At 69.0% G+C, this 18,735-nt stretch carries 15 protein-coding genes and 2 tRNA genes; 9 read left to right on the top strand and 8 right to left on the bottom strand.

What is annotated here, in order from left to right:
- Window positions 1–54 precede the first annotated feature (54 nt).
- From serA to ilvD, 5 genes are all read right to left on the bottom strand, one after another.
- The gene (gene serA, locus AC0QSG_RS04240; RefSeq protein WP_475377272.1) at window positions 55–1,644 is read right to left on the bottom strand and encodes a phosphoglycerate dehydrogenase; all 1,590 of its coding nucleotides are present in this window, start codon (window positions 1,642–1,644) and stop codon (window positions 55–57) included.
- Between the two features lie 224 nt (window positions 1,645–1,868).
- On the bottom strand, window positions 1,869–2,894 hold the full coding sequence (gene ilvC / locus AC0QSG_RS04245) for a ketol-acid reductoisomerase (RefSeq protein ID WP_475376763.1): 1,026 nt from the start codon (window positions 2,892–2,894) through the stop codon (window positions 1,869–1,871).
- A gap of 28 nt (window positions 2,895–2,922) precedes the next feature.
- Window positions 2,923–3,441, bottom strand: coding sequence for an acetolactate synthase small subunit (gene ilvN / locus AC0QSG_RS04250; protein ID WP_435726739.1), 519 nt, complete (start codon window positions 3,439–3,441; stop codon window positions 2,923–2,925).
- A 3-nt stretch (window positions 3,442–3,444) separates the two neighbouring features.
- Window positions 3,445–5,325, bottom strand: coding sequence for an acetolactate synthase large subunit (locus AC0QSG_RS04255; protein ID WP_435726738.1), 1,881 nt, complete (start codon window positions 5,323–5,325; stop codon window positions 3,445–3,447).
- Between the two features lie 267 nt (window positions 5,326–5,592).
- Window positions 5,593–7,296 (bottom strand): dihydroxy-acid dehydratase, encoded by a 1,704-nt coding sequence (ilvD, locus tag AC0QSG_RS04260; protein WP_475376764.1) that lies wholly within the window; start codon window positions 7,294–7,296, stop codon window positions 5,593–5,595.
- A 102-nt stretch (window positions 7,297–7,398) separates the two neighbouring features.
- On the opposite strand from ilvD, the gene AC0QSG_RS04265 reads away from it, so the two are divergent.
- The 9 genes from AC0QSG_RS04265 (at window position 7,399) to AC0QSG_RS04305 (ending at window position 15,734) form a co-directional block, all read left to right on the top strand.
- Entirely contained in the window at window positions 7,399–7,884 is a 486-nt protein-coding gene (locus AC0QSG_RS04265; protein WP_435726736.1) for a hypothetical protein, read from the top strand.
- A 120-nt stretch (window positions 7,885–8,004) separates the two neighbouring features.
- Window positions 8,005–8,077 (top strand) — tRNA-Lys (locus AC0QSG_RS04270).
- Between the two features lie 86 nt (window positions 8,078–8,163).
- Window positions 8,164–8,646, top strand: a complete 483-nt coding sequence (gene bcp, locus AC0QSG_RS04275; protein WP_435726735.1) for a thioredoxin-dependent thiol peroxidase — start codon at window positions 8,164–8,166, stop codon at window positions 8,644–8,646.
- A gap of 118 nt (window positions 8,647–8,764) precedes the next feature.
- Window positions 8,765–8,846 (top strand) — tRNA-Leu (locus tag AC0QSG_RS04280).
- A gap of 111 nt (window positions 8,847–8,957) precedes the next feature.
- Window positions 8,958–10,724, top strand: coding sequence for an ABC transporter substrate-binding protein (locus AC0QSG_RS04285; RefSeq protein ID WP_475376765.1), 1,767 nt, complete (start codon window positions 8,958–8,960; stop codon window positions 10,722–10,724).
- 90 nt (window positions 10,725–10,814) lie between these two features.
- Window positions 10,815–12,296 carry a malate:quinone oxidoreductase gene (locus tag AC0QSG_RS04290; RefSeq protein WP_475376766.1) on the top strand — a complete coding sequence of 494 codons (1,482 nt, stop codon included), beginning with the start codon at window positions 10,815–10,817 and terminating at the stop codon, window positions 12,294–12,296.
- Between the two features lie 215 nt (window positions 12,297–12,511).
- A complete protein-coding gene (locus AC0QSG_RS04295; RefSeq protein WP_435726732.1) occupies window positions 12,512–13,630 on the top strand; it encodes an LLM class flavin-dependent oxidoreductase in 1,119 nt (372 codons plus the stop codon).
- A complete protein-coding gene (locus AC0QSG_RS04300) occupies window positions 13,623–14,075 on the top strand; it encodes a MarR family winged helix-turn-helix transcriptional regulator (RefSeq protein WP_475376767.1) in 453 nt (150 codons plus the stop codon). The genes AC0QSG_RS04295 and AC0QSG_RS04300 overlap by 8 nt, the downstream gene beginning before the upstream one ends.
- Before the next feature lie 9 nt (window positions 14,076–14,084).
- Window positions 14,085–15,734 carry an ABC-F family ATP-binding cassette domain-containing protein gene (locus AC0QSG_RS04305; protein ID WP_475376768.1) on the top strand — a complete coding sequence of 550 codons (1,650 nt, stop codon included), beginning with the start codon at window positions 14,085–14,087 and terminating at the stop codon, window positions 15,732–15,734.
- Here the strand turns inward: AC0QSG_RS04305 and AC0QSG_RS04310 are convergent.
- The 3 genes from AC0QSG_RS04310 to nadC form a co-directional block, all read right to left on the bottom strand.
- A complete protein-coding gene (locus AC0QSG_RS04310) occupies window positions 15,731–16,537 on the bottom strand; it encodes a transglutaminase-like domain-containing protein (RefSeq protein WP_475376769.1) in 807 nt (268 codons plus the stop codon). The two genes, AC0QSG_RS04305 and AC0QSG_RS04310, sit on opposite strands and share 4 nt — an antisense overlap.
- Window positions 16,538–16,683: 146 nt before the next feature.
- Window positions 16,684–17,844, bottom strand: coding sequence for a cysteine desulfurase family protein (locus AC0QSG_RS04315; protein ID WP_475376770.1), 1,161 nt, complete (start codon window positions 17,842–17,844; stop codon window positions 16,684–16,686).
- Window positions 17,841–18,734, bottom strand: coding sequence for a carboxylating nicotinate-nucleotide diphosphorylase (nadC, locus tag AC0QSG_RS04320; protein WP_475376771.1), 894 nt, complete (start codon window positions 18,732–18,734; stop codon window positions 17,841–17,843). Before nadC ends, AC0QSG_RS04315 begins: the two co-directional genes overlap by 4 nt.
- Window position 18,735: the final 1 nt, after the last annotated feature.

The following is an 18,735-nucleotide window of genomic DNA, read 5'->3' on the forward strand; positions in this document are numbered from 1 at the left end:
CGGACGGCCTCGATGTGAAGCCGCCCGCCGCCGTCCTACCGTGCGGTGCCGTTCTCAGTCGGCGAGGTTGGCTTCGCGGGCGACCGTGGCGCCGATGGAGGCGCGCACCTCGTCCAGCACGCCGGCGGGCAACGCGGAGTCGACGGCGAGGACGGCCAGAGCCGGACCGCCCTCCTCCTTACGGGCCACCTGCATGGCCGCGATGTTGATGCCGTGGGTGCCGAACGCCGTGCCGAGCGAGCCAATGACGCCCGGGCGGTCCGGGTAGACCAGGACGATCAGGTGCTCGGCGATCGGGATCTCCAGCTCGTAGCCGTTGATCCCGACGAGCTTCTCGATCTGCTTCGGTCCGGTGAGCGTGCCCGCGACGGAGAGCTGCGTGCCGTCCGACAGCGCGCCCTTGAGGGTCAGCAGGTTGCGGTACTCCGGCGAGTCCGCCGTGGTGATCAGACGGGCGGTCACCCCGCGCTGTTCGGCGAGCACCGGCGCGTTGACGTAGGAGACCTGCTCCGAGACGACGTCGGTGAAGACGCCCTTCAGCGCGGCGAGCTCCAGGGCCTTGACGTCCAGCGAGGCGATCTCCCCGGCGACCTCGATGTCCAGGGCCGTGAGCGAGTCCTCCGTGAGGGCGGTGAAGATGCGCCCGAGCTTCTCGATCAGGGGGATGCCGGGGCGGACGCTCTCGTCGATCACGCCGCCGGCGACGTTGACCGCGTCTGGGACCAGCTCCCCGTTCAGCGCGAGCCGGACGGACTTGGCGACGGAGACGCCGGCCTTCTCCTGCGCCTCGTCGGTGGAGGCCCCGAGGTGCGGGGTGACCGTGACGTTCTCGAACTCGAAGAACGGAAGATCGGTGCTGGGCTCGCTGACGAACACGTCGATGCCGGCGCCGGCGATGGTGCCCTCCTTGAGCGCCGTGTACAGCGCGGCCTCGTCGACGAGCCCGCCGCGGGCCACGTTCACGACGTAGGCGCTGTCCTTCATCTTGGCGAACGCCTCCGCCCCGAGCATGCCGACCGTCTCCGGCGTCTTGGGCATGTGGATGGTGATGAAGTCGGACGTGGCCAGCAGCTCGTCGAGGTCCAGCAGGCGGACGCCCATCTGCTGCGCGCGGGCGCTGGTGACGTAGGGGTCGTAGGCGACGACGTCCATGCCGAAGCCCTGCAGGCGGGCCGCGACGAGCGCGCCGATGCGGCCCAGACCGATGATGCCGGCGGTCTTCTCGAACAGCTCGACGCCCGTGTAGGCGGAGCGCTTCCAGGCCCCGCCCTTGAGGGACGCGTTCGCGGCGGGGATGCGGCGGGCCAGGGAGACGATGTGGCCGACCGTCAGCTCGGCGGCGGAGATGATGTTCGACGTCGGCGCGTTGACGACCATCACGCCGGCCTGCGTGGCGGCCTTGATGTCGACGTTGTCCAACCCGACGCCGGCGCGCGCGATGACCTTCAGCTTCGGGGCGGCCGCGATGGCCTCGGCGTCGACCTTCGTTGCCGAGCGGACGAGGATCGCGTCGACGTCGGCGATGGCCGAGAGCAGTTGTGTCCGGTCGGAGCCGTCCGCCTGCCGGATCTCGAAGTCCGGTCCCAGTGCCTCGACGGTGGCTGGAGAGAGTTCTTCGGCGATGAGGACGACAGGTTTGTTCACTGACACGGAGGTGGCACCTTTGCTGTGAAGGGGGTGGAGCTGTGGGGCGGAATTGCGCGGACCGGGTTGCGGGCCCGAACCCAAGAATATCTTCCGGCCGGGCGGGCGGCCGGATCGGCCAGCGGATGTTACGCCTTCGGCGGGGCTGGGCCCGCGACATATATGACGGCGCCCGCCCGGGCTTGAAGCCGGGGCGGGCGCCGTCGCCTGTTGGTGTTCCGGAGCTAGCGGGCAGTGACGCCGTCGGTGTAGTCGTCGCTGCTCTTGACCCACGAGAAGAGCTTGCGCAGTTCACGGCCGGTGGACTCGATCGGGTGCTCTTCGCCCTTCTTGCGCAGAGCCAGGAACTCCGGCGCGCCCGCGTCCTGGTCGTCGATGAAGCGCTTGGCGAAAGCACCGCTCTGGATGTCCGCGAGAACGGCCTTCATGTTCTCCTTGACCTCAGGGGTGAGGACGCGCGGGCCGGAAACGTAGTCGCCGTACTCGGCGGTGTCGGAGATGCTCCAGCGCTGCTTCGCGATGCCGCCCTCCCACATCAGGTCCACGATGAGCTTGAGCTCGTGGAGAACCTCGAAGTACGCGATCTCCGGCTTGTAGCCGGCCTCGGTCAGGACCTCGAAGCCGTACTGGACCAGCTGCGAGGTGCCGCCGCAAAGCACGGCCTGCTCGCCGAACAGGTCCGTCTCGGTCTCTTCGGTGAAGGTCGTCTCGATGACGCCCGCGCGGGTGCCGCCGATCGCCTTCGCGTAGGACAGCGCCAGGGCCTTGGCGGCGCCGGTGAAGTCCTGTTCCACGGCGATGAGGTCCGGGATGCCACGACCGGCCTCGAACTCGCGGCGCACGGTGTGGCCGGGAGCCTTCGGGGCGACCAGGGCCACGTCGACGTCGGCCGGCGGAGTGATGTAGCCGAAGCGGATGTTGAAGCCGTGGCTGAAGAACAGCGCGTCGCCCTTCTGCAGGTTGGGGGCGATCTCCTCGGCGTAAACGGAACGCTGGATCTGGTCCGGGGTGAGGATCATGATCAGGTCCGCCTCGGCGGTGGCGTCCGCGACGGAGAGGACGCGCAGGCCCTCGGCCTCGGCCTTGGCGGTGGACTTGGAGCCGGCCTTCAGGCCAACGCGGACGTCGACGCCGGAATCGCGGAGGTTCAGCGCGTGGGCGTGGCCCTGGGAGCCGTAGCCGATGATGGCAACGGTGCGGCCCTGGATGATCGAGAGGTCGGCATCGTCGTCGTAGTACATGTCGGTCACTGTGATTACTCCTATGTGTGGCTGGGGATCAGGCGGAGACGGACCGCAGCGCGCGGTCCGACATCGATTTGGAACCGCGACCGACGGCCAGGGTTCCTGATTGGACGATTTCACGGACGCCGAAGGGTTCGAGAACGGCCAGCAGGGCGGTCAGCTTCTCAGCGGTTCCGGTGGCCTCGATGATGACCGAGTCGGTGGACACGTCCACCACGGAGGCACGGAAGAGGTCGGCTGCCTGGGTTACCTGCAGCCGTGTTGCGGCATCCGCGCGGACCTTGACCAGGATGTGGTCGCGTTGCACGGAGGATTCGGGTGTCAGTTCGACGATCTTGATGACGTTGATCAGCTTGTTCAGCTGCTTGGTCACCTGTTCCAGCAGGTCGCCCTCCGCGTCGACGACCACGGTGACCCGGGACATGCCCGAGACCTCCGTGGGGCCCACGGCCAGCGAGTGGATGTTGAACGCGCGGCGGGCGAACAGCCCCGCGACGCGGGTGAGGACGCCGGGAACGTCCTGCACGAGCACGGAAAGGGTGTGGCGTGCCATGCCCTAGTCCTCCTCTTCCCATTCGGGGGTCATGTCTCGGGCAATCTGGATGGCGTCGTTGGGGACGCCGGACGGAACCATGGGCCAAACCATGGCGTCGCGGCTGACGACGAAGTCGATCACGACGGGACGGTCGTTGATCGCCAGCGCCGCCTCGATGGTCGCGTCGATGTCCTCGTCGCGTTCGCACCGCAGGCCCACGCAGCCATAGGCATCGGCCAACTTGACGAAGTCCGGGACGCGAACCGTTCCGTGCCCGGTGTTCAGGTCGGTGTTGGAGTACCGGCCTTCGTAGAAGAGGGTCTGCCACTGGCGAACCATCCCGAGCGAGGAGTTGTTGATCACCGCGACTTTGATGGGGATCTTGTTGATCACGCAGGTGGCCAGTTCCTGATTGGTCATCTGGAAGCAGCCGTCTCCGTCGATCGACCACACGACGCGGTCCGGGTTGCCGACCTTGGCCCCCATGGCGGCCGGGACCGAGTAGCCCATGGTTCCGAGCCCGCCGGAGTTCAGCCACTGGTGCGGGCGCTCGTACTTGATGAACTGCGCCGCCCACATCTGGTGCTGCCCGACGCCGGCGACGTACACGCCCTCGGGCCCGGTCAGCGCGCCGATTCGGCCGATCACGTTCTGCGGGGCCGAGAGTCCGTCCGCCGTGTCGGTGTAGCCGATCGGGTAGGTTTCGCGCAGCCGGTTGAGCGTGGCCCACCAGGACAACAGGTCCGGTGCGCCCTCCGCCTCGAATCGCGTGCGGCACGCCTCAAGGAGTTCGGGGATGATCTCCTTCACCGAACCGACGATCGGAATGTCGGCCGTGCGGTTCTTGGAGATCTCCGCCGGATCGATGTCCGCGTGGATGACCTTGGCCTGGGGCGCGAACGAGCTGAGGACACCGGTGACGCGGTCGTCGAACCGCGCACCGAGGGTGATCAGCAGGTCCGACTGCTGCAGCGCCGTCACCGCGGAGACCGAGCCGTGCATGCCCGGCATGCCCACATGCTGCTCGTGGGAGTCCGGGAACGCGCCCCGGGCCTGCAACGTGGTCACGACGGGCGCCCCCACGAATTCGGCCAGCTCGAGGAGCTCGGCCGAGGCGTGGCCCTTGATCACGCCGCCGCCCACATAGAACACGGGCTTGTGCGAGGCGGCGATGAGCTTGGCCGCTTCGCGGACCTGCTTTGCGTGGCCGCGCATGACGGTGCGGTACCCGGGCAGGTCGATTTTCGGTGGCCAGGAGAACTCCGCCATGGACGTCTGGGCGTCCTTGGTGATGTCCACCAGCACGGGTCCGGGTCGCCCCGTCGCCGCAATGTGGAAGGCTTCCGCCATGACGCGCGGAATCTCCGAGGCCCTGGTGACCAGGAACGAGTGCTTGGTGATCGGCATCGTGATGCCGACGATGTCCGCCTCCTGGAAGGCGTCGCTGCCGATGAACGCGCTGTTGACCTGACCCGTGATGGCGACCATCGGGACCGAGTCCATGTGCGCGTCCGCGATCGCGGTGACGAGGTTGGTGGCGCCCGGGCCCGACGTCGCGATGCAGACGCCGACCTGTCCGGTGACCATGGCATAACCCTGTGCGGCGTGGCCGGCACCCTGTTCGTGGCGGACCAGGATGTGGTTAATCTTGGTCGATTCGAGCAGCGGGTCGTAGGTGGGGAGGATGGCCCCGCCAGGCAACCCGAAGACGTCTGTGACGCCGAGTTCTTCCAATGAGCGGACGATGGCTTGTGAGCCAGTCATCTCCGTGGGCGCAATGATGTTGTTCGGCCCCTGAACGGGACTCGACGCATCCACGACGGAAGAGACGGGGGCTTGATCCTTGGCACGGCCAGCGGCCTTGGCCACCAGCGAAGGGCTGATGGGTGTTCCGTTACTCATAGGATTCTTCCTTCTCTTCTCTTGTCCTGCGTGTTCTGCGCATGAAAAAACCCCTCTGGCCTTGCGGCATCAGTGGGGTTTGCGCGTCACCGGTCCTACCAACGAGGGCCTAGGCCACGCGCCTGGTAACTCGTAGGACTTCGGTGCGAATCAGCATGTTGCCAGTCTTCCCCGGCCCGGGGGGACTGTCAACAAACCCACTGCTTGTCTCATAATACGGACAACTTGTCCGATGGGTGGACATCCACCCATCGGACACGCCGCAGGTCAGCCGCAGTACGCCCCCGTGCTGGCCGAGTGGACCAGCTTGGCGTACTTGCCGAGCACGCCGGTGGTGAACTTCGCCGGAAGCGGGGTCCAGCCTTCCTTCCGCGTTTCCAGCTCATCCCCCTCCACCAGGAGGTCGAAGGTGCGCGCGGCGATGTCCACCCGGATGCGGTCGCCGTCGCGGACGAACGCGATGGGACCGCCGTCGACCGCCTCCGGCGCGACATGCCCGATGCACAGCCCCGTGGTGCCGCCGGAGAAGCGGCCGTCGGTGAGAAGCAGCACGTCCTTGCCCAGTCCGGCGCCCTTGATCGCGCCGGTGATGGCGAGCATCTCCCGCATGCCGGGTCCACCCTTGGGGCCCTCGTAGCGGATGACCACGACGTCGCCCGAGTGGATCTCACCCTTGTCTAGCGCGTCCAGGGCGCCCTGTTCGCGCTCGTAGACGCGCGCGGTGCCCTCGAAGACGTCGGCGTCGAAGCCCGCGCTCTTCACGACGGCGCCCTCTGGCGCCATCGAACCGTGCAGGATCGTGATGCCGCCCGTCTTATGGATCGGGTTGTCCAACGTGCGCAGCACCTCGCCGTCGAGTGCCGGCGGGTTGATGTCGGCCAGGTTCTCGGCGACCGTCTTGCCGGTGACGGTCAGGCAGTCGCCGTGCAGCAGGCCGGCGTCGAGCAGTGCCTTCATGATGACCGGTACGCCGCCGATCTTGTCGATGTCGAACATGACGTACCGGCCGAACGGCTTCAGGTCCGCGAGGTGCGGGATCTTGTCGCCGATGCGGTTGAAGTCCTCCAACGAGAGGTCGACCTGGGCCTCCCGCGCGATGGCGAGCAGGTGCAGGACCGCGTTCGTGGAACCCCCGAATGCCATGGTGACGGCGATCGCGTTCTCGAACGCCTTTTTGGTCATGATGTCGCGCGCGGTGATGCCCTTGCGCAGCAGGTTCACCACGGCCTCGCCCGACTTGCGCGCGTACATGTCGCGGCGGCGGTCGGCCGACGGCGGGGCCGCTGATCCGGGCAGCGACATCCCCAGCGCCTCGCCGATGCACGCCATGGTGTTGGCCGTGTACATCCCGCCGCAGGCACCCTCGCCCGGGCAGATGGCCCGCTCGATGGCGTCGAAGTCCTCCTGACTGATCTTCCCGGCCGCGGCCGCGCCGACGGCCTCGAAGGCGTCGATCAGCGTGACCTCCTTCTCCGAGCCGTCGCTCATCCGCGCGAAGCCGGGCATGATCGTTCCCGCGTAGAGGAACACCGAAGACAGGTCCAGGCGGGCGGCGGCCATCAGCATGCCGGGCAACGACTTGTCGCAGCCAGCGAGGAGCACGGACCCGTCGATGCGCTCGGCCATCATGACGGTCTCGACGGAGTCGGCGATGACTTCACGGGACACCAACGAGAAGTGCATGCCCTCGTGTCCCATCGAAATCCCGTCGGAGACGGAGATGGTTCCGAACTGCATCGGGAAGCCGCCGCCGGCGTGGACGCCCTCCTTGGAGCTCTGCGCCAGACGGTTCAGGGACAGGTTGCACGGCGTGATCTCGTTCCAGGAACTCGCCACCCCGATCTGCGGCTTGGCGAAGTCGTCGTCGCCCATTCCGACGGCGCGGAACATGCCGCGCGCGGGCATGGCGTGGTTGCCGTCGGTGACCGCGCGGCTACGGGGTTTGATGTCTGGGGTGGTGTCCTGGCTCATGAACCCGATTCTAGGACTCCGGACCGGCGACCACGAACCCGTGACCCGCACGTGAAGCGTTCATTGCGCGGCGCGGGAACGCGCCCCGCCTAGACTGGGGACATGGGCACCCACGAAAACGCCAACGGTGGCGACGCGGCACTAAAGGCCCACCTGCACCACGCATTCGACGAACAGATCCCCAACTTCGGCAGCTACAACCTGGTCTACGCGGCCGGGCGCGCCGGCGAGGGCGGCCGCTTCGTCGTCGGTTTCCGCCGGCAACCCATGGAAATCGTCATCGCGCCGCTGCACCCGGCCACCCTTGCCGCGCTTGAGCCGGCCGTCGCCGTGAACCTGACCAACCTGAGCCACCTCGCGGAGGTCCGGGCCGGCGGGCACGAGGTCGGCACCAGCACCGGCCGGGTCTTCCGGTTCGACGTCGCCGGCACCCCGACCATCGATGTGCCGGCCTCCGTGGCCCCCGGCGCGGCCAGCCGGGTCCGACTGGACCAGGGCGCGGACGCTCTCGACTTCGTCGCCTTCATGGACGAGTTCATGACGCTGGTCGATGCCTTCGAAGAACCCCGGCCGGCAGACGCCACGTAGGGACTTGTGACCTGCAACTCAATGGCCTCTTCCGTTTTGCATCGCCGTCAAGACGCTGGTAGTGTTTCATCCCGTTGCGAAAGCGGCCGGACCGGAAACGGACGGGCCGCAGAGCATGATGCACCTCTAGCTCAATTGGCAGAGCAATTGACTCTTAATCAATGGGTTCCGGGTTCAAGTCCCGGGGGGTGCACACGCAGGAAGGAGGTCGGCCCGACGGGTCGGCCTCCTTCTGCTATACCCCGGGACGAAGCAGCACGCCATTACTTAGGGAGCGTTATGACGACCACCAACCGCCTGTCCACCGGCGACACCGCGCCGCAGTTCACCCTCTCGGATGCCGAGGGGAATCCCCTCTCCCTGTCGGACTTCTCCGGATCCCGCGTCGTCGTGTACTTCTACCCGGCCGCCTCGACGCCCGGATGCACCACCCAGGCCTGCGACTTCCGCGACAGCCTCGAGGCGCTGGCCGCCGCCGGCTACACCGTGCTCGGCGTGTCCCCGGACCCCGTTGCGAAACTGAAGAAGTTCGTCGACGCCGAGGCGCTCACCTTCCCGCTGCTGAGCGACGAGGACCACGCCGTCGCCGAGGCATTCGGCGCATGGGGCGAGAAGAAGAACTACGGCCGCACGTACGAGGGACTCATCCGTTCCACCGTCGTCGTGGACGAGGCCGGCAAGGTCCTCGAGGCGCAGTACAACGTCCGCGCCACGGGGCACGTCGCCAAGCTCCGCCGGGACCTCGGGATCGACGCCGCGTAGGCCCCGGCGACTCCTGGGCCGCCTGCCCGTTTCGGCTACACTGGTTCAGGCTCCCGCGGTCCACCGGCCGCATTGCCCAGGGACCGCCCGACGTCGGCGATCCGGGAGCCGACGGCCCGCGAGCGTGGCGGAATTGGCAGACGCGCTGGATTTAGGTTCCAGTGTCTTCGGACGTGGGGGTTCAAGTCCCCCCGCTCGCACGAAACATGGGATCCCCGCGATCCCGGGATGGGCCTCCGGAACCGACCGGAGGCCCATATTCTTCCCGCCGACAGCCATCCCCCACCACTGACGGCAAGGAGCAACACAGCGTGCAGCGCAGCCCCCTCACCGACGGTGAATCCCCCGCGGTCGACGCACCGGCGTTGCTTCCGACGCGCCGTTCGATGCTGGGCCTTGGGGCCGTGGTGCTCGCGTCCGTCACCGGTTGCACGGGCGCCGGACAGCCGCCACTGGGCACCGCCGGCGAATCCGCGACGCCGACGCCGGGTGCGCCGGTGAAGTTCACGTTTGGCGCATCAGGCGCGGCGGAGACCCTTGATCCCGCCCTGGTGGCGGACACCGATTCGTTGCGCATCACCCGGCAGATCTTCGAGGGGCTCGTCGGCGTCGATCCCAACACGGGAGCCCCGACGCCGGGGCTGGCCACGGCATGGAAATCATCGGGCGACGGGTTGACACACACCTTTGCCCTGAGGCGGAACGTCGTGTTCCACGACGGAACCACCTTCGACGCCGAGGCCGTGGTGGCCAACTTCGAGCGGTGGGCGGCCCTGCGCCGGAAGCTGGGCGGGCTGGCCGGCCAGGCGTTCGAATCGGTGTTCCACCACAGCGACCTGCCCGCGGAAGGCGACGCGGACCCAGAAGACGAGGCCGGCGGCGAGGACGGGTCCGCCGTCCCTGGCGGCAGCTACTACGGCGGTTGCCGGGCCCAGGACGCCGGCACATTCGTGCTGGAGCTGCGCAAACCCCTGACCGGCCTGATCGAGGCCCTGACGCTGCCCGGGTTCGGGATGGCCTCGCCGCAGGCACTCCGGGAGCTCGACGCCGACCACCCCGCCGACGACGGTTCCGGGCGAAACGTCTCGCCCTTCGGGAAGCGCCCCGTGGGCACCGGGCCCTTCGCCTTCGCCGCGCAGGAGGACACCTCCGTCACCCTGAAGGCCAATCCGAACCACTGGCGGGACGGTGGACAAATCGACTCCGTGACCTTCGAGGTACTACGCGATGCCCCGTCACGCCTGCGCGCCCTGCGCCGCGGAACGGTCGACGGCTACGACATGGTCACCCTCGAGGAACTCAGGGACCTGGTGCGGGCGGGCCAGCAGGTCCTTCAGCGCGACCCCTTCTCGGTCCTGTATCTGGGCATGAACCAGTCCAATCCCCAGCTCGCCTCCGCAGACGTGCGCCGGGCCGCCGCCCACGCGGTCAACCGCCAACAGCTCATCGAGCGGTACTTCATCGCCGGCACCAAGGAGGCCCGTGGCTTCGTCCCACCCAGCCTCGGCGTTCCGAACGCCGAGACCTACCACGGGTACAACCCGTCGATGGCGAACGAACTGCTGGAGGCCTCCGGGTACGACGGCGAGCCCATCCCCTTCCTCTATCCGCTGAACGCCACGCGGGCCTATCTGCCCCTGCCCGAGCGGATCTATGCGGAACTCAGCAGCCAACTCACGGAAGTCGGCTTCAACATCAAGCCGGTTCCGATCGAATGGTCGGAGGGGTACGTCGACACCGTGCTGTCCGGCAAGACCGCCGGTTTCCACCTGCTCGGCTGGAACGGAAGCTACCGCGATCCGGACCACTTCATCGGATCGCTCTTCGGAACCCTGTCGGCGCAATTCGGCTATGACTCGGCCGAACTGCGGACGATGGTGGTCGCCGCGCGCTCCATGCCCAACGGCGACGATCGCGCCGCCGCCTACCAGCGAATCGGCGAACTTGTGGCCATGGACCTGCCGGCGCTGCCCATCGCCTTCCCGATCTCCGCCGTCGCCGTCAGCGACCGGGTGGTGAGCTATCCTTCCAGCCCGGTGCTGGACGAAGTGATGGACCGCGTGACGCTCGCCACGTGAGTCCCGCGATGCGTCACCTTGATTTCCCGCCCGTTGCGGCTGGGCGCTAACCTTGCCTAAGCCACCAGACCCGTCGGATGGAGAAACCCCGTGCCCGCCCCCACCTCATCGCAGAACCTCGACGTCGCCCTGATCGGCGGTGGCATCATGAGCGCGACGCTGGGCACGTTCGTGAAGGAGCTCCAGCCGGACTGGAGCGTCGGCCTCTTCGAGAACCTGGACCAGGCGGGCCTGGAGTCCTCCGGTCCCTGGAACAACGCCGGCACCGGACACTCCGCCCTCTGCGAACTGAACTACACCCCCGCCGCCGCCGACGGGACCGTGGATCCGGCCAAGGCCATAGGCATCAACGAACAGTGGCAGGTCTCGCGCCAGTTCTACGCGCACATGGTGGGCAACGGGTTCATCGGTTCGCCCAAGACGTTCATCAACGCGCTGCCGCACGTGAGCTTCGTCATCGGCGACCATCACGCCGGCTACCTACGGACCCGCTACGAGGCGCTGCGCGCCCAGCCGCTCTTCGAGACGATCGAGCACACCGAGGACCTGGCCACCATCGCGGACTGGGCTCCCCTCGTCGCCGAGGGCCGCGACGCGAACGTCCGCGTCGCCGCCTCCCGCGTCACGGGCGGAACCGACGTCGACTTCGGTTCGCTGACCCGCCAGCTCACCACCCACCTCGGCGCGGTCGGGACCGACCTGAACTTCGGGCACCGCGTCACGAAGCTGGACCGTGCGGGCTCCGGCTGGAACCTCACCGTCAAGAACAACGCCACCGGCCAGTCGCGGACGGTGACGGCGAAGTTCGTGTTCGTCGGCGCCGGCGGCGGCGCCCTGCGGCTGCTCCAGGGGGCGGGCATTCCGGAGATCAAGGGCTTCGGCGGGTTCCCCGTTTCGGGGCAGTTCCTGCGCAACACCAACGAGGCGACGATCTCCCGGCACCACGCCAAGGTGTACGGACAGGCCTCCGTCGGCGCCCCGCCGATGTCGGTCCCCCACCTGGATACGCGCTTCGTTGATGGTCAGCGGTCCCTGATGTTCGGGCCCTATGCCGGTTTCTCCACGAACTTCCTCAAGACCGGTTCGCTGCTGGACCTGCCGCTCTCGGTGCGCGCCCACAATATCCTCCCGATGCTCGCGGTCGGCAAGGACAACCTGGACCTGACGAAGTACCTCATCAAGGAGGTCGCGAAGTCCCGGGCGAAGAAGGACGAGGCCCTCGCCGAGTACTTCCCGGCGGCGGATGGCTCCGAATGGGAGCTCATCAGCGCCGGCCAGCGCGTCCAGGTCATCAAGAAGGATGCGAAGAAGGGCGGAGTGCTGCAGTTCGGGACCGAGGTCATCACCAGCGCCGACGGCAGCATCTCCGGTCTGCTCGGCGCCTCCCCGGGGGCTTCCACCGCCGCCCCGATCATGATCGAGGTCCTGCGCCGCTGCTTCCCGCAGAAGTTCGCCTCGTGGGAGGCGAAGCTGGCCGAGATGATTCCGAGCCACGGCACACGGCTCAACGACAACCCCGAACTGCTGGACGAGGTCACGGCCGCGACGAACAAGACCCTGATGCTCATTTAGTTTTCGTGCCCGCCCGCGGGGTGGCGGCCATGCGCTCTCCGCGGGGCGGTCCCACGTCAGGGGCCGCCCTTCGCGTCGCAGTCGAATCGGCGGACGGGCATGAGGGACATCACGGGAACGGGGGGAATGCCAGGGCCGCCGGGGCGCTTATTACATGTATACGCATCTAATATGTGTCACACTGGTAGTCAGCGAACCCCACGAAGGAGCATCCCATGCAGATCGGCGTCTTTAGCGTCAGCGACATCACCGCGGATCCCACCACGGGCCGGGTTCCCACCGAAAACGAACGCATCAAGGCGTCAGTGGCGATCGCCAAGAAGGTCGAAGAGATCGGCATGGACGTCTACGCCATTGGCGAGCACCACAACGAGCCGTTCTTCTCTTCCTCCCCCACGACCCTGCTGGCCAACATCGCCGCGCAGACGGAGCGGATCATCCTCTCCACCGCCACCACCCTGATCACCACCAACGACCCGGTGAAGATCGCCGAGGACTTCGCGATGCTGCAGCACGTCTCCGACGGCCGGGTGGACCTGGTCCTGGGCCGCGGCAACACCGCGCCCGTCTACCCCTGGTTCGGCAAGAACAACCAGGACTCGCTGGAACTGACCATCGAGAACTACAACCTGCTGCGCCGCCTGTGGGACGAGGACTCCGTGACATGGTCCGGAAAACACCGGACCCCGCTGCAGAACTTCACCGCAACCCCGCGCCCGCTCGACGGCGTCGCCCCCTTCGTGTGGCACGGATCCATCCGCACGCCGCAGGTGGCCGAAATCGCCGCGTACTTCGGCGACGGCTTCTTCGCCAACAACATCTTCTGGCCCAAGGAGCACTACCAGCAGCTGATCAGCCTTTACCGCGAGCGCTACGAGCACTACGGCCACGGGCGGGCGGACCAGGCCGTCGTCGGCCTCGGCGGACAGTTCTACCTGGCCCGGAACTCGCAGGACGCGGTCAAGGAGTTTCGCCCGTACTTCGACAACGCGCCCGTCTACGGCCACGGGCCGTCGATGGAGGACTTCACGTCCCAGACGCCGCTGACCGTCGGATCCCCGCAGGAGGTCCTGGAGAAGACGCTGTCCTTCCAGGAGTTCTTCGGGGACTACCACCGCCAGCTGTTCCTCATCGACCACGCCGGGTTGCCGCTGAAGACGGTCCTGAACCAGCTGGACCTCTTCGGGGAGACCGTCCTGCCGGAACTGCGCGCCGAATACGCCAAGCGCAAGCCCGCCGACCACCCCGACTCGCCCACCCACGCCAACCGCGTGGCCGCGAAGAACGCCTCCGCGGCCGTGCCCGCGGGAGCGGGAGTAGCCGAAGGTGCCTGACGACGCGTCGCTGCGCGACGCCGCCGAGGCCTGGGAGTCGCTGTTCCGCTGCCAGGTCACGGTGATGCGCCGCCTGCAGAAGCACCCCGCCTTCAAGGCGCTGAACATGCGCGAGTACGACGTGCTGTTCAACCTGGCGCGGTGCCCCGCGGGCGGACAGCGGCTCTCGAACCTCAACGAGCACCTGCTGATGAGCCAGCCGAGCCTCAGTCGGATGGTCGAGCGGCTCGAGGCCAAGGGCCTGGTGGCACGGACGCCCGACCCCCGGGACCAGCGGGCCGTGCTGCTACAGCTGACCCCTGCCGGCGCCGACCTCCAGCGGAGCATCGGCCGGGAGCACGTCCGCCACATCCACGAGCTGCTCTCCCCCGCCATGGACAGCGCGCAGCTGGCGCAGCTGACCGCCCTCACCCGCCGGCTCGGCGACGGGGTCTCTGGCTCCTAGGATGGAGGGATGAACGCTACCCTCGTGGCCAAGGACCTCTCCGGAGGCCACGCCCACCGCACCCTCTTTTCCGGGCTGAACCTCACCGTCGCCCCGGGCGACGTGGTCGGAGTCGTCGGGGCCAACGGGGCGGGCAAGTCGACCCTGCTGCGGCTGTTGGCCGGGGCGGACCGTCCGCAGTCCGGAACCGTCTCGACGGCGCCCTCCGACGCATTCGTCGGCTGGCTGCCCCAGGAGCACGAGCGGATCCCCGGCGAGACGATCGCCGGCTACCTCGGCCGGCGGACCGGCGCGACGGCGGCCACGGCGGCCATGGAATCCGCAGCGGAGGGCCTCGCCTACGCCGGCCCCGGAGCCGACGACGCGTATTCGGACGCCTTCGACCACTGGATGGCCTCCGGCGCCGCCGACCTGGAGGAGCGCACGGGGCCCGTGCTCGCGGAACTCGGGTTGGACCTGAACCCGCAGACGCACATGACCGTGCTCTCCGGCGGGCAGGCGGCGCGGGCCGCACTCGCCGCGCTGCTCCTGAGCCGGTTCGACCTGGTCCTGCTCGACGAGCCCACCAACGACCTGGACCTGCCGGGTCTGGAGCGGCTGGAGGCGTTCGTGCGGGGCCTGCGGGCCGGCGTCGTGCTCGTCTCGCACGACAGGGAGTTTCTGGCGCGCTGCGTCACGAAGATCGTCGAACTCGATCTGCCGCAGAACCGGGTCTCGCTGTACGACGGCGGCTACGAGTCCTACCTCGCCGAGCGCGAGGTGGCCCGCCGGCACGCGCGCGAGGCGTACGAGGAGTTCGCGGATAAGAAGGCGGACCTCGTCTCCCGGGCGCGGACGCAGCGCGAGTGGAGCAGCCAGGGCGTGCGCAATGCCATGAAGAAGAGCCCGGACAACGACAAGATCCGCCGCAAGGCCAGCACGGAGTCCTCGGAGAAGCAGGCCCAGAAGGTCCGCCAGATGGAGTCCCGCATCTCGCGGCTGGACGAGGTGGAGGAGCCACGCAAGGAATGGGCCCTGCAGTTCAGCATCGGTTCCGCCCCGCGGTCCAGCGCGGTGGTCGCGACGCTGAACGAGGCGACGCTGCGGCGCGGCGGCTTCGCGTTCGGACCCGTTTCGCTGCAGGTCAACGCCGGCGAACGGATCGGCATCACCGGCCCGAACGGCTCGGGCAAGACCACGCTTTTGCGGCTCCTGCTGGGCCGCGAGGCGCCCGAGAGCGGAACGGCCAGCCTCGGTTCCAGCGTGGCCGTCGGGGAAATCGACCAGGCCCGCACGGGACTCGACGAGGCGCTCCCGCTGGGCGATGCGTTCGCCGCCGCGCTGCCGGATCTGGCCCCCGCCGAGGCGCGGACCCTGATGGCCAAGTTCGGACTCAAGGCGGACCAGGTCGCCAGCCTCGTGGGGCGCCTGTCCCCAGGGGAGCGGACCCGCGCCGCCATGGCGCTGCTTCAGGCCCGGGGCGTGAACCTGCTTGTCCTCGACGAACCCACCAACCACCTGGACCTCCCGGCGATCGAACAGCTGGAGGAGGCGCTGGAGGGGTACGACGGCGCGCTGCTGCTGGTCTCTCACGACCGCAGGCTGCTCGGCAACGTGCGCCTGGACCAGCGCTGGGGCGTGGACGCGGGCAGGGTCGCGGAACTCCCGGCCCTGGCCTAGCGCAGTTCGACGAGTTCGCCCGCGCCGGGATCCAGGGCGCCGGCGTCCCCCTCCGCCGTGATGCGCAGTTCCTTGAGCGTGAGCGAACCGCCGACCGTGGAGAGGAACGCGGTGTCGGATGAGTCGGCGCCGGTGGAGATCCGCGCCAGGCCCTGCCGCGGGGCCAGTCCCGTGGGGTCCACGACCACCCAGCGGCCCTCGACGTAGGCCTCGACGACCGCGTGGAAGTCCATCGGGGACAGATGCGGGGCATACGCGGCCACCAGCCGCGCCGGGACGTCCTTGGCCCGCAGCAGGGACACGACCAGGTGCGCGAAGTCCCGGCACACGCCCCGGCGCGCCAGCAGCGTCTCCACGGAGCCGTCCGTACCGCGCGAGGACCCGAGGACGTAGTCCAGTTTCCCGGCGACCCAGCCGCGCACGGCCAGCACCAGTTCCGCGCCGCCCAGCGTTCCGAATTCCGCGTACGACGTCGGCAGCAGCTTGTCGGATTCGCAGTAGCGCGAGGGGCGCACGTAGCGGATCAGGTCAGCCGGGTCGGCCTCCGCCGGGCGCGCGCGGCCGAGAATCTCCGCGTTGTATTCGACCACGACCTCCGCGGCGTCCGGGGTGTCCAGGACGTGGAAGCGTCCGCCGTGGTGGTCGGCAAGCTCCCGGGCCTCGACCGGCCGGCCGTCGACGGCGATGGAGAGTTGCTCGGTGAAGGAGTCGTAGCCGGGATCGCGGACGGCTGCCACGGCGAACACGAGGCGTGTTCCGGCGCTCGTGCTGGAGACAATGCGCGATGAGACGTTGCGCTTCATGGAATGCGGCTCCGATGCTGGGTCGGCCTGGCGGTGGGAATGCCGGCCCCGGCGGCGGCGCGGCACGCCGACGCGGCCCGGGGGCGGACACGCGTCCAGCGTAGTGCCTGCGGCCGCCGGGGGCGAAAGTCTCCGGCGGCCGAAAACTAGCCGTGCCCGCCGTTGGCCGCCACGGCCCGCACGGCAGCGACGAGGCTGCGCGCCGCCGTCGTGATCTCCCCCTCCTTGACGTGGCGGGTGAAGCTGAGCCGGACGGCCGTCAGGGCCGTGTCCGCGTCCAGGCCCATGGCCAGGAGCACGGGCGAGGGGTCCGACGATCCAGCATGGCAGGCGGAACCGGAAGAGCAGAGGACCCCGCGCCGCTCGAGCTCGAGCAGCACCGCCTCGCCGGCCGTCCCGGGGAAGCAGAAGGAGACGATGCCCGGCACCCGGAGTTCCGGGTGGCCCGTGGCGACGGGAGCCTCGGGCAGGGCCCCGGCGAGCCCCGCCAGGACGGTACGGGCGAGGTAGGCGCCGTACCCGTCCTCCGGCCCGCCGCGCTCGGCGCCCTCCGCGGCCAGCCGCAGGGCCGTGGCCGTCGCCACCGCCCCGGCGACGTTTTCGGTTCCGGCGCGCCGGCCGCGCTCCTGTCCGCCGCCGTGCGCCACGGGTTCCAGTTCGTGGCGTCCGCGCACCATGAGCAGTCCGGCCCCCTTGAGCCCTCCGAGCTTGTGCCCGGAGACACTGAGTGCGTCGGCGGCCGCGGCCAGCGGGCCCAGGTCGAGCCAGCCGGCTGCCTGCACTGCGTCCGTGTGGAAGAGCGCCCCGGCAGCGTGCGCGAGGGCGGCCGCCTCGACGACGGGCTGGATGGTTCCGACCTCGTTGTTCACCGCCATCACGGAGACCAGGGTGGTGTCCGCGCGGACGGTGCGCGAAAGCTCGTCTGGATCGATCCGGCCGAGTCCGTCCACGGCGAGGACGTCCACCGTGAAGCCGTGGTGCCGCGCGAGGTAGTCGGCGGCCCCGCGGACCGACGAGTGTTCGACCGCGGTGACCACCAGGTGGCGTCCGCGCGGCCGAGTGAGCGCGAGGCCCTTGATGGCCAGGTTGTTGGATTCGGTGCCGCCCGAGGTGAACACCACGTCCCCGTCGCGGACGCCCAGGACCGACGCCGCGGTGGAGCGCGCGTAGTCGAGGGCGCGGGCCGCGGTCTCCCCCGCCGTGTGCCGGCTGGAGGGGTTGCCGAACTCGGTGGTCATCAGCGGCCACACGGTGTCCAGCACCTCGGGAAGCGTCTGGGTGGTCGCGGCGGCGTCGAGGTAGATCACGGCAGGGCCCCGGCCGCGGTGTTCTCCGCGCGGAAGTCCAGTCCCAGGTCCAGGGCGCGGACGCTGTGCGTGAGCGCTCCCGAGGAGATGACGTCCACACCCGTGGCGGCGATGTCGGCGACCGTTTCGAGCCGGACGTTGCCCGACGCCTCCACCAGGCACCGACCGCCCACACGTCGCACGCCTTCGGCGAGGTCGGCGAGGCTGAAGTTGTCCAGCATCAGCGTGTCGATCCCGGCCGTGACGACCGGTTCGAGCTGCTCGAGGGAATCGATCTCCACCTCGAAGTGCGTGGTGTGCCCCAGTCGACCGCGGGCCTGGCGCAGGGCCACGGTGAGTGCCTCCCCCGATCCCAGCAGGGCCAGGTGGTTGTCCTTGGCCATGACGGCCTCCGAGAGGTTGTCCCGGTGGTTGTAGCCCCCGCCACAGCGCACGGCGTAGCGTTCGAGCACGCGCAGCCCCGGAGTCGTCTTGCGCGTGTCGGCGATCCGCGCGCCATGGCCCGCGGCCGCGCGGACGAAGGCGTCCGTCGCGGTGGCGATGCCGCACATCCGCTGCAGGAGGTTCAGCCCCACGCGCTCCGCGGCCAGCACGGACCGGGCGTTGCCGGCCACCGTCGCGAGCGTGTCGCCGGCGGCGAACTTCCGGCCGTCGGACACCAGGAGGTCCACGCGCAAGGTGGGATCGGTCAGCAGCATGGCAGTGCGGAAAGCCGCGAGCCCGGCGCATGTGCCGGGCTCGCGGGCCACGACGCCCGCCCGCGCCGTCGCGTCGGCCGGGACCAGCACGGAACCGGTCAGGTCCCCTGAGGGTGCGTCTTCGGCGAGCGCGGCGGCCACGAGGGGTTCGAGGATGCGGGCGGGCACCGGCCAGGTGGTGGGTGTGCTCATG

This window comes from Arthrobacter sp. LT660 (assembly GCF_056172845.1).